The organism is Variovorax boronicumulans (genome assembly GCF_009811375.1).
Classification (GTDB): Bacteria; Pseudomonadota; Gammaproteobacteria; order Burkholderiales; family Burkholderiaceae_C; genus Variovorax; species Variovorax boronicumulans.
On record NZ_BKDH01000001.1, the window covers coordinates 1,693,282 to 1,704,679 of the forward strand.

An 11,398-nucleotide genomic window follows, 5' to 3' on the forward strand; every position below is an offset into this window, starting at 1 on the left:
CTTCAATGAGGTGAGAGGAGGGGAAGGGACGGGTCAGGCCGGCGCATCGACGCCGCGTTCGGCCGTGGGCTGCAGGGCCGCTTGCAACGCGAGCGCCTCGCGCTTCTCGGCCGCGGGGCAGCGGCCGTAGGTGTCGTCGAAGCGCACGATGTCGTCTTCGCCGAGGTAGCTGCCGGTCTGCACCTCGATCACTTCCAGCATCGTCTTGCCGGGGTTCTCCAGCCGGTGGATGGTGCCCGAGGGCAGGTAGATCGACTCGTTCTCCCGCACCAGCAGGACCTCACCGCCGCGCGTGGCCTTGGCCGTGCCCTTGACGACGATCCAGTGCTCGGCGCGGTGGTGGTGCATCTGCAGCGACAGCTTGCCGCCGGGCTTGACGGTCAGGTGCTTGACCTGGAAGCGCTCGCCGGTGTCGATGCTGTCGTAGGCGCCCCAGGGCCGCACCACGCGGCGATGTTCGGTGGCTTCGACCGTGCCCTCGCGCGCCAGCATGCGCACCACCTCGGCCACCTGTTCGGCGCAGTCCGCGCCCGCGACCAGCACCGCGTCCGGCGTGTCCACGATGATCAGGTCCTCGGTGCCCAGCGCCACCACCGGCCGGTGCGGCGCATGGACGAAGGTGTTGCGCGAGTTCAGCACGCTGCCCGCGCCGCTCACGCGGTTGCCCGCCTCGTCGGCCGGGTGCAGCTGGGCCACCGCGTTCCAGCTGCCCACGTCGCTCCATGCGCCTTCGAAACGCACCACCGCGACGTCGGCGTGCTTTTCGAGCACCGCGTAGTCGATGCTGTCGCTGCGACAGCCTTCGAAGGCCTCGCGGTCCAGCCGCACGAAGCTGCCGTCGACCGACACCGCGGCGGTCGCGCGTTCGCAGGTGGCGAGGATGTCGGGCGCATGCGTGCGCAGTGCCGTGACCAGCGTGCGCGCCTGGACCAGGAAGATGCCCGCGTTCCAGCAGTAGTTGCCCTGCAGGATCAGCGTTTGCGCCACCGCCGCCGTCGGCTTCTCGACGAAGCGCGCCACCGCGTGGCTGGGGCCATGGCCCGTGGCCCCGGCCGCCTCGATGTACCCGTAGGCCGTGCTCGGAAAGCTGGGCGCGATGCCGAAGGTGACGATCTTGCCCGCCAGGGCCGCTTCGACGCCGCTGCGCATCGTGGCTTCGAACAGCGCCACGTCGGGAATGTGGTGGTCCGCGGGCGCAAAGAGCAGCAGGTCGTCGGGCTCGGCCAGCAGCGCCGCCGCGGCCATGGCGGCGGCCGTGTTGCGGGGCACGGGTTCGAGGATCTGGCGGCCCTGCGCGTGCGCGTTCTCGATCGCCTCGCGCACCAGGAAGCGGTGCTCTTCCGACGCGACGCAGGTGATCGTCCGGTTCAGGGTCGCGAGCCGTTCGAGCGTGAGGTGCAGCAGGCTCTTGTTGCCCACGATCGGTGCGAACTGCTTGGGAAAGGCCTTGCGCGACAGCGGCCACAGCCGCGTGCCGCTGCCGCCGCACAGGACCACGGGATGAATGGTGGGGGTGTTCATGGTGACCAGCCTTTGTGTGTGCAGTGGGTGATGAACCGGATCGCTTCGTGGGCGTGCCGCTCAGATCAGGCCCGTGTGAACGGCGAGGTTCACCGCCTGGGCGCGCGAATGCACATGCAGCTTCTTGTAGATGCTCTTGATGTGCACGTTGACCGTCTGGCCCGTGATGCCGAGCTTGGCGCCGATCTCCGCCGAGACGTAGCCCGACGCCACGTGGCGAAGGACCTGGCTCTCGCGCGGTGTCAGCGTCGTGTCGCGCGGCGGCGACGCGTCGTCGGCGGGCTGCGGCTCGCGGGGCTGGTGGTTCAGGCGGTGCAGCAGGCGCCGCGCGAGCCGCGGCGTGATGACGGCGCCGCCGTTCACCACGTGCAGCACGGCGTCGGCAAAGCTCTGCAGCCAGGCGTTCTTCAGCAGATAGCCCGTGGCGCCCAGCTCGAAGGCGCGCAGCACGTGGGCATCGTCCTCGAGCGCGGAGATCACGATGATCTCGCCGTTGCCATGGTGACGGCGCGCCTCGGCGATCAGCTCGAAGCCCATGCCGTCGCTGAGGCGCAGGTCGACCATCAGCACATCGAACGCATGCGTGGCCAAGAGCTTGCGCCCCTCGCGGATGCTGTCGGCCTGGCCTTCGAGCTGGATGCGCAGGTCCGACAGCAACTCCTGCGCGATCACCCGGCGCATGTACTCGTCGTCGTCGATGAGCAGCACGCGCACCGGCGATTTTTCCTGGCCCGTCATGAAGTCCGGCCACAGCCTCGCGGCGGGCGCGCACACGGGGGCGGACGGGCCCGGGCGGCGCGGCGCCATCACGGCGGGGGTGGGGTCGCCAGAGGGTGTGAGCGTGTTTTCAGCCATGTTCTTGCCCCGGTTGAAGTGAGTGAGGGACGGCGGTCGGTGCGGCGCCGTCGGCGGCGCGGACCGGGAAGCCCGGCACCGGTTCGTCGAAGCCGCGCGGGTTCGCCAGCTGCCAGCGCCAGCTGTCGGCGCACATCTGGTCCAGGCTGCGCTGCGCGCGCCAGCCCAGCCGGTCCTGGGCGTGCTGCACGTCCGCCCAGTAGGCCGGGGCATCGCCGGGACGGCGCGGACCGATGTGCACCGCGATGCGGTGCCCGCATGCGCGTTCGAAGGCCGCGATCACGTCGAGCACCGAGGCGCCATGCCCCGTGCCCAGGTTCACCGTGAGCAGGCCCCGATGCAGCGTCGCGTACCGCAGGGCCGCCACATGGCCTTCGGCCACGTCCATCACGTGCACGTAGTCGCGCACGCCCGTGCCGTCGTGCGTCTCGTAGTCGTTGCCGTGCACGACGACGTGCCCGCGCTCGCCCACCGCGACCTGCGAGACATACGGCACCAGGTTGTCGGGCGGCCCCTGCGGGTGTTCGCCCAGCAGGCCGCTCTCGTGCGCGCCGATGGGGTTGAAGAAACGCAGGCATGCGATGCCCCAGCGCGGATCGGAGCGGGCGAGGTCCGCGAGCATGCGCTCCACCATCACCTTGGAGCGCCCGTAGGGGTTGACGGCCGCGTACGACGCGCTTTCCCGTATCGGCGAGCGCGGGATGTCGCCGTAGACCGTGGCCGAGGACGAGAAGATCAGCGTGCGCACGCCGGCGCGCTCCATGGCACGCGCCAGCGCGAGGCTGCCCGCCACGTTGACGTCGTAGTAGCCGAGCGGGTCGCTCACCGAGCGGCTCACCGCCTTCAGCCCCGCCAGATGCAGCACCGCGTCGACCCCGTGCTCGGCGAACACGCGGTCGAGCACCGCCGCGTCGCGCACGTCGCCGCGCACGAGCTGCGGCTGCACGCCGCAGATGCGTGCCACGCGCTCCAGCGAACGCGGGTCGCTGTTGACCAGCGTGTCCAGCACCACCGGCAGGTAGCCGGCCGCGATCAACGCCACGCAGGCGTGGCTTCCGACGAAGCCGGCACCACCCGTCACCAGAATTTTTGAGTGGGTCATGGTTGGGACTCGCGCAGTGGAGATGGCGTGACCGTGCCTCGGTCTGCCACGCAGCGAAGCAGCTCTTGTTCGAGGCGCGACAAGATGGCGTCCTGGTCGAGTTCCGTCTGCGCGAACGCGCGGCCCGCCGCACCGAGCGCCTGGCGCAGGCCCGGTGAGCACGCGAGCTGCGCGATCGCGTCGGCCAGCACGGCCGCATCGCCCGGGGGCACCACGAAGCCACGGTCCGCGACCACGCGGGCGAGTTCGGTGCCGGGGTGCGCCGTGGCGATCACGGCCTTGCCGCTCGCGAACATGCCGGCCAGCTTCGAGGGCATCACGAGGTCGGCGGCATCGGCACGCTGCGGCAGCACGTGGATGTCGGCCATGCCCAGCAATTCGTTGAGCCGTTCGGCGGGCTGCAGGTCGAGAAAGTGCACGCGGTCCAGGCCGGCGCAGGCCGACATCAGCGAGGCGCGGCTCGGGCCGTTGCCGCAGATGACGAAGTGAATGTTCTGCCGGTCGGCGAGCAGGCCCGCCGCGTCGGCCAGCAGTTCGATGCCCTGCTTGGCGCCCAGGCTGCCCGCATAGAGCACGACCACGGCGTCGGGCGCAATGCCCAGCTCGGCCCGGTAGCCGCCGTCCGCATGGGGGGCGGGGCGGATCGCCGAGACGTCTACCCAGTTCGGGAAAAGCACCAAGCGACCTTCACCGATGCCCTTGCTTCTGGCCTTGTCGATCATCGCCGCGGAGATGGTCGACACGCGGTCGAACCTCGCCAGCAGCCATCGCTCGAGCGACAGCGCGACGCGCCGCACGCCCGCGCCGCGCACGAGGCCCAGGCCGAACGCCGCATCGACTTCGAAGTCCTGGATGTGCAGCCACGACCTGATGCCGAGCAGCTTCGCGAAGCACAGCACCGCGGGCGCGCAGAAAAGAGGCGGCTCTACGACGAACACCAGGTCGGGCTTCCAGCGCGCCTGCGCCAGCAGCAGCGGCATGCTCGACAGCATGAACGAGCACAGGTGTGCCATGCGCGCCAGCGCACGCGGCTGCGAAGGCACCCAGGTGGGCGCGCGCCAGACCGTGAGGCCGTTGCGCCCGGTGGTCTTGCGGTAGGCCCAGGCCGAATGGCCCTCGAACACCGCCCAGTGCGGGAAGAAGGGCGGCGCCGCGATCACGCGCACGTCATGGCCCCGGGCCTGCAGCCAGTCGGCCATCTCGCCCGAGTACTTGCCGATGCCGGCCAGCTCGGGCGCGAAGTTCATCGAGTACAGCAGGATCTTCACGGCGAGCTCCCCAGGGCCGGGCGCAGCAGGCGCACGATCGGAAAGAAGCCGAACAGCGCGCGCATGCGCAGCTCGTACAGCACGAAGTCGGTGACGAAGGCGATGAAGAAGACGTAGTGCGGCTTGTCCGGAAAGAGCGAGATCACGACGCCGTACGAGGCCAGCCGCAGCGCGAACTCCAGCAGCGTCCACCACCCGAGCGAGCCCATCGTGGCGTTCAGCGAGAGCATCGTTTCGTGATGGACCGTGTAGGTCCTCAGCAGGAAGTACGGCGCGATGCACACGAAGATGTCGCGCGCCTCGGGGCCGAGCTTCAGCAGCGGCGCGGCCACTGCCATCAGCCCCGCCAGCCCCACGAAGAGCACGCAGCCGAGCAGGAACGAATGCCGCGCCAGCCGCAGCTTCTCGATCGTCAGGTTGGCCGCGTTGGCGTCCAGCATCGCCGGCGTCTTCGTGACGAGAAAGGCCTGCACGAACTGCGAGGGCGCCTCTGCGAGAAGGAAGGCCAGCTTGAACGCGCCCACGTAGCCCAGTGGCATGAAGAGCGCCACGAGCAGCAGGTCCGACTTGCGCAGCAGGAAGGTCAGCAGCGCATACACCGTGGCGCTGGCCTGCGACGCGAGCGCCAGCACGGGCGGTCCGGCCGGTGGCGCCGCGCCGTTCGCCGGCAGGAAGATGGCCGCGCCCACGAGCACCAAGGCCAGCAGGTTGATGGCGAGCAGGTGCGCCACGCCGATCTCCAGGCCGAGCGCCGCGAGCGTCGCCACGCCCAGCACCAGCACGGTCGCGCGCACGCCCGACTCCAGGTTGAGCAGGCCCGCATGGCCCAGGCCCCGGCTGTACGACAGGCGCAGGCTGTTGAAGGCGAAGACCGCGAGCGACAGCACGATCAGCATGAAGGGCGCGCCGGCCACCGGCAGGCGCTGCGCCCCCACGACGCCGGCCGCGAGCAGTGCGGCCAGCGGCAGCCCGATCGCCAGCGTGCGCACCAGGTCGCCGCGCGTCACCCGGGGCGGCACGCTTGCGGCATTGCGCGAGAACAGCAGCGAACTGCCCAGCGTGCCCACGACCAGCGCCACTTCCAGCACCGACTGGTAGACGGAGTACTCGCCGAAGCGCGCGGGCGCCACCTGCGCCGCGATCAGGAAGATCGCCAGGAAACCCGACAGGTACACATACAGCCGCGACGCGAGCGCCCCCAGCCCCAGGCGCTGCGCCAGGCGGATGCCGGGCAGGGCGAACGAGGTGCCGGCGGCTGGCTTCATGGCGTGCTCCCGTCCGCAGGGTGCTTCGGCGTTGGCGTCTGCGCGACGCCCAGGGTGTCGGCCATGCGGCGCGCGCGCGAGGCGATCCGGTGCGCGTTGTTCTTGGCCCGGCGCGCCATCTGCAGTGCCCAGGTGAGCGCTGCGACCGTGTACACGCGGCGATGCAGCGCAGGCTGCATCGCCAGCTTGGCGGCGCCCTGGAAGTGCAGCGCGAGCACGCGCACCGTGTCGCCCGCCGGCGTCTGCAGGCAGGGCTGTCCGTCGACGAAGGCCAGGCGCTTGGCGCCGCCGCGCACGCGGAACTCGCGCACGAAGTGGTTGGTGCCGCCGTTGACGTTGTGATCGATCACCTGGCCGTCGAACACCCGGTTGATCGGCACGGTGTTGCCGCTGGCCTGCGCCCACAGGTACAGCAGCGTCATGTCGGACACCCCGCCGCGCACGCTGCGGGCCGCGAAGCGCTCGGCGATCTCGCGCAGCTGGTGCAGGCCGGCGGGCGTGCTGTACATACGGATGAGGCAGGCGACGAAGTCCTGCAGGCCGGCCGCCGTCCAGTAGCTCACGTGCGGCGAGATCTGGCAGGGGTTCCAGCCGTCCGTGGGCAGGATGCTGGAGCCGGAGAAGTCGGCGTGGCCCACCAGGCGCGCAATGTGGGCGCCGACGCCTTGAAACAGCAGCACGTCGCTGTCGATCAGCACGAAGGCACGGCAATCGGGGTGCGCTGCGAGATGGTTCGCCAGGAGGAAGTAGCGCCGGAAGCAGATCTTCTCGAACGCCGGCGTGTTGCTCGACAGGTGCACGTAGGCCTGGCAGAAGCGTTCGTACGCCGGGCCGGCGTCGGTGTCCGACAGGACGACCAGCTGCTCCTGCGCCATGGCCGCGGATTCGCAGCACAGGCGCAGGGCCGTGTTCTGGCGGTCTTCCACAACGATGAAGGGGAGGGCGTGGTCCATGGTCGGGCAAGCGGGTTGGTACGGGTCAGGGCCGCGGCGCGGTGGCGCTGCGTACCAGCGCGACGTGGGCGGGAAGAAAGTGGAAGTCGGCGTCCAGCGGCATGTCGAGCGTGAGCATTCCGCCCCGCGCGTTCGCGTCGCTGATCCAGCTGCGCAGCTGCACCGCCGAGAAGCGCGGCGCACTCGGCTGGGCCCAGGAGGCGCCCAGCGGCGTCAGCACATGCAGCCGGAGTTCGGAGGGCGGCGAGGCCAGGCGTGCGGCGGGCTGCAGGTACTCGCCCGCCATGAGGTTCTGGCACGGCGCGCTCTTGAGGCTGAAGCGCGCCGCCCCCTCGCCGGCATTGAAGGCCAGCCACCGGGTGGGTGCGCCGCTGCGCGCGGCCGCGCAGAACCGGTCCCAGTCGCGCGTCGTCATGCCCGTCGTGTTGTAGACACCGTCGAACCACCAGCCCGTGGCGAGCGCGCCGTAGCGCTGCGACCAGTGCTCGATCACGGTCGACCAGGCCGCGATGAAGCGCTGCGGCGGTGGCTGCTGTTCGGAGATATCGCCCAGGCACTCCATCAGGTAGGCATCCCCTTGCGGCGCGCGGAACGGCAGGTAGAGGATCAGCGCGATGCCGTGGCGGCGCAGCGCGCGGCCGATCTCCATCGGCAGGTCGCGCGGCGAACGGTGCGCGGCGCTGCGCGGGCACAGCGCTTCGAGCGCGGCGTTCGGCGCGATGAACTGGCCGTTGTTCTGCCCGAGCGTGAGGATGAGATGGCTGGCGCGCATCTCCGCGAGCGAAGCGGCGAAGGCATCGACGTCGAAGCGCCCGATGCTGGCGATGGACTGCTTGTCGGGCAGGTAATGCACCATCACGCCGAAGCCCGGCACGCCCTGCGTTTCGGGCAGTGCGGCGACGGCCGGCCGCGCCCACGCGGCCAGCCCGAGCGCCAGCACCGCGAGCGCGCGAAGCAGGGAGCGTGCGCGCCTCGTCATGGCGTGGCCCTCGCCAGCGACGTGTCACCGCGCTTCAGCCTGAGGTAACTCGCGGCCACCGCGCCCGGCGTGCAGGCCCGCGAGAGCGACCACGCGGGGCGCGTGCGCTGATGTGCGGCCAGGTAGCGCTCGATGCTGCCGAGGCCGACGAATTCATTGCCGATGAAGAACGCGTAGCCCGCGAAGAGCTCCCGGTGCACCGGAAGGTCCGAGAGCAGCAGCGGCACGCCCAGCGTGGCCGCCTCGGCGGCCGACAGGTTGAAGCCCTCGAAGGTGGACAGCGAGATGAAGGCCGTCGCGCCGCGGTACAGCCGCAGGAGTTCGTCCCGCGACACCAGCCCCCGGTGCCGCACGCAGCCGCGGAACGCGGGCGCCATGGCCGAGATCATGCGTTCGACCTCCTTGGCGCCGTTGCCGGTGATGTCGAGGTAGTCGACCAGGCCCTGGCGCTTCATGCGCACGAACAGCTTCAGGATGCCTTCGAAGTTCTTGTGCGGGTAGTAGTGGTAGGCCGCAATCAGGTAGCGTCCGTCAGGCGCTGCCGTGTGGTCGGCGCTAGCGGTGACGGCACCCGCATCCACGGGATTGAAGATCACCGCCGGGTGCTCGCAGCGCCTGAAGTGCCGCTCGAAATCTTCCTGGCTGCTGCGGCTGATGAAGACCACGTCGGCGGCGCTGCGCGCGACGCGGTGCAGGTTCCAGTCGAGCCAGAGGCGCTTGCGCGCGCTGAAGTACTGCGGGTACGACTTGTACTGCACGTCGTGCACCACCACGATCGAATCCCGGTGGCGGCCGAAGGGCGCCAGCAGCGAGAACGGCAGGAAGTAGTTCGGGAACAGCGAGTACACGCGCTCCCCGCGCAGCCACCCGCGCACCAGGTGGACGTTGTAGAGCAGCGTGTCGAGGATGAAGCGGCTGATCTTCAGTCGCCGTGCGGCCGCGTACAGGTGCGGATGGCGCTCGCTGATCGGCTGCACCTCGTGGCCCGGCGCGTCGCGCATGCTCTCGAGCAGCACCTCGGACACGTTCAGCACCCCGCCCGCCGACGCGTTGAGCCGGATCGTGTCGTAGAAGAGGTAGGTGGCCATGGTCGCTCCTGCGTGCGTGCGTTCTCATGCGGTCGGCAGGCTGGCGCGCGCCGGGCGGGGGGCCGGCCTGCGGAACCACGCAGCGAGGCTGCCGGCGACGACGGCCGCGACCAGCCCCGAGACGGCGAACGGTCCCCAGCCCAGGATCGGCCCGCGCAGGAACGGCACGTAGGCCGCCAGCAGCACCAGCGCGCACAGGTAGCCGGCCGTCAGCGTGCGTTGCGGATCGATGGCCTTGTCGACGAGGCGAAAGAGCGCCGAGACCGCGAAGCCCAGCAGGGCCGGGCCCGCCAGCCCGAAGTCGAAGTAGGCGGTGGTGAAGGGCGGCAGCGACAGGTTGCTCTGCGAGAAGTTGCCCAGCACGGCCGGCCAGCCGAGCGGGTCGTAGCCCGGGAACATCTTCAGTTCGCGCGGCAGGATGAAGGAGAAGGCCGAGAGCAGGTAGCGCCCGTAGCCGAGGTCGGGCGAGGGCGCGCGCTCCAGGATGCCCGCGACGACGAACATCGCGTCGAAGTCCTGACTGAAGGGGTACGACGCCAGCTCCGCGCCCCACATGGCGTCCCGCGAGATCAGGTTCAGCACCGGCCCCAGGCCCGCGATGGCGCCGAAGATCACGGCGGCGAGCGTCCACCGGTGGCGCCGCCCCAGGGCGTGGATGAGCAGCGGCAGCAGCCCGATCAGGATGACCTGGCGCGCCGTGTTGACCGGGTTCGCGGCGATGGCGGCCAGTGCGAACGCGAGGCCCGCGACGCACCAGGCCCACAGCGTGCGCTGGCGCGTGGCGTGGATCGCGAGCGCCACGCAGCACAGCAGCACCATGAGCTTGGGCAGCGTGGAATAGACGATGTACTGGACCGGCGCGGCCTCCTCTTCGGAAATCACGCCGCGCGCCGTGAAGTTCATGTCGGGGCGCAGGAAGAGCATGGCGAACGCCACCTCCAGGCAGGCCAGCAGCAGGAAGGGGTGGGCGACGCCGGCACTGAGCGCGCGCTGCGCCGGCCGGGGCGCGGCGGGCGGCTCGGGCAGCCCCAGCCGGGCGGCTTCCACGCCGGCCATGTACAGCAGCACGAGCATCAGCCCCTGCGTGTGCGCGGCTTGGCCGACGATGCCGACCTCCCAGAAGTCGGTGTCGGTCGCGATCTGCATCGCCGGCGCCAGCGAGAAGTAGATGAGAACCGCCGTGTAGTGGATCAGCAGGAACACGCTGTCGCCGGCGGTGCCCAGCATCGACAGCTGCACCACCGTCAGCACGAACACCACCCCGTAGCCCCAGACAGGATCGATCAGCCCGCACAGCGCGGCGCAGACGATGCCGGACCAGAAGACGAGGGTTCTCATGGCGAGGTCCGTTTCTGTTTCATGCGTGCTCGGCCTCGGCGGCGGTCCGGCGCGCCGTCTGGTAGTCCGCATAGGTGCGACGCAGCCCTTCGGCCAGCGGCACGGTGGCGTGCCACCCGAAGCTGGCCGCGCGCGACACGTCCAGCAGCTTTCGCGGGGCGCCGTCGGGCTGGGCCAGGTCGTAGTGGATGCTGCCCTCGTAGCCCACGACCTCGCGGATGTGCTCCACCAGCTCGGCGATCGAGACGTCCTCGCCCGTGCCGAGGTTGATGTGGCCGCGCATCGGGTCGGTGTGCTGGTCGTAGGCGGCGCGCGACAGGTTCATCACGTCCAGGCAGCCCTCGACCATGTCGTCCACGTACAGGAATTCGCGCCGCGCCCGGCCACTGCCCCAGATCAGCACGCTCGGCGTGCGGCTGATCTTGGCCAGGTGAAAGCGCTGGATCAGCGCCGGCACCACGTGGCTGTTCTCCAGGTGGTAGTTGTCGCCGGGCCCGTAGAGGTTGCTCGGCATCACGCTGCGGAAGTCGACGCCGTGCGTGGCGCCGTACTGCCGGTTGTAGCTCTCGCACAGCTTGATGCCCGCGATCTTGGCGATCGCGTAGGGCTCGTTGGTGGGCTCGAGCTTGCCGGTGAGCAGGGCCTCCTCGCGGATCGGCTGTTCGGCCAGGCGCGGGTAGATGCAGCTCGAGCCGAGGAACAGCAGCCGCTTGACGCCGGCGAGAAAGGCCTGGTGCGTGAGGTTGGCCGCGATCAGCAGGTTCTCGTAGATGAACTGCGCGGGGTAGGTCATGTTGGCGTGGATGCCGCCGACCTTGGCCGCCGCCACGTAGACCTGGTCGACGCGCTCGGTCGCGAAGAAGCGCGCGACGGCTGCCTGGTCGAGCAGGTCGAGCTCGGCGTGGCTGCGCGTCACGACCTCGTGGCCGAGTTCGCGCAGGCGCCTCGTGAGCGTCTGGCCGACCATTCCGCGATGACCTGCAACATAGATTCGCATGGCGTTCTTTCAGTGAAGGAAGAGGGGACTGC

Annotated in this window: 10 protein-coding genes; all 10 read right to left on the bottom strand. The window is 70.1% G+C overall.

Annotated features, from left to right (window positions below; translation table 11 throughout):
* Positions 1-33 precede the first annotated feature (33 nt).
* Genes VHAB30_RS07675 through VHAB30_RS07720 form a run of 10 tightly spaced genes read right to left on the bottom strand, consistent with a single transcriptional unit; the run spans position 34 to position 11,366 of the window.
* Positions 34-1,521, bottom strand: a complete 1,488-nt coding sequence (locus VHAB30_RS07675; RefSeq protein ID WP_159276440.1) for a mannose-1-phosphate guanylyltransferase/mannose-6-phosphate isomerase — start codon at positions 1,519-1,521, stop codon at positions 34-36.
* A 60-nt stretch (positions 1,522-1,581) separates the two neighbouring features.
* Positions 1,582-2,328: a LuxR C-terminal-related transcriptional regulator gene (locus VHAB30_RS07680; RefSeq protein WP_070061303.1), complete on the bottom strand. Its 747-nt coding sequence runs from the start codon at positions 2,326-2,328 to the stop codon at positions 1,582-1,584.
* A 40-nt stretch (positions 2,329-2,368) separates the two neighbouring features.
* Positions 2,369-3,478 carry a UDP-glucose 4-epimerase GalE gene (galE, locus tag VHAB30_RS07685; protein WP_139704945.1) on the bottom strand — a complete coding sequence of 370 codons (1,110 nt, stop codon included), beginning with the start codon at positions 3,476-3,478 and terminating at the stop codon, positions 2,369-2,371.
* Positions 3,475-4,746, bottom strand: coding sequence for a glycosyltransferase WbuB (locus tag VHAB30_RS07690; protein ID WP_159276442.1), 1,272 nt, complete (start codon positions 4,744-4,746; stop codon positions 3,475-3,477). Before VHAB30_RS07690 ends, galE begins: the two co-directional genes overlap by 4 nt.
* Positions 4,743-6,011 (bottom strand): polysaccharide biosynthesis protein, encoded by a 1,269-nt coding sequence (locus tag VHAB30_RS07695; RefSeq protein WP_159276444.1) that lies wholly within the window; start codon positions 6,009-6,011, stop codon positions 4,743-4,745. Before VHAB30_RS07695 ends, VHAB30_RS07690 begins: the two co-directional genes overlap by 4 nt.
* Entirely contained in the window at positions 6,008-6,964 is a 957-nt protein-coding gene (locus tag VHAB30_RS07700) for a hypothetical protein (RefSeq protein ID WP_159276446.1), read from the bottom strand. The genes VHAB30_RS07695 and VHAB30_RS07700 overlap by 4 nt, the downstream gene beginning before the upstream one ends.
* Positions 6,965-6,989: 25 nt before the next feature.
* A complete protein-coding gene (locus VHAB30_RS07705; RefSeq protein WP_159276448.1) occupies positions 6,990-7,943 on the bottom strand; it encodes a hypothetical protein in 954 nt (317 codons plus the stop codon).
* The gene (locus tag VHAB30_RS07710; RefSeq protein ID WP_159276450.1) at positions 7,940-9,031 is read right to left on the bottom strand and encodes a glycosyltransferase; all 1,092 of its coding nucleotides are present in this window, start codon (positions 9,029-9,031) and stop codon (positions 7,940-7,942) included. Before VHAB30_RS07710 ends, VHAB30_RS07705 begins: the two co-directional genes overlap by 4 nt.
* Positions 9,032-9,055: 24 nt before the next feature.
* Positions 9,056-10,369: a hypothetical protein gene (locus VHAB30_RS07715; protein WP_159276452.1), complete on the bottom strand. Its 1,314-nt coding sequence runs from the start codon at positions 10,367-10,369 to the stop codon at positions 9,056-9,058.
* A gap of 19 nt (positions 10,370-10,388) precedes the next feature.
* Complete coding sequence (locus VHAB30_RS07720) at positions 10,389-11,366, bottom strand: GDP-L-fucose synthase family protein (protein WP_159276454.1); 978 nt, start codon at positions 11,364-11,366, stop codon at positions 10,389-10,391.
* Positions 11,367-11,398: the final 32 nt, after the last annotated feature.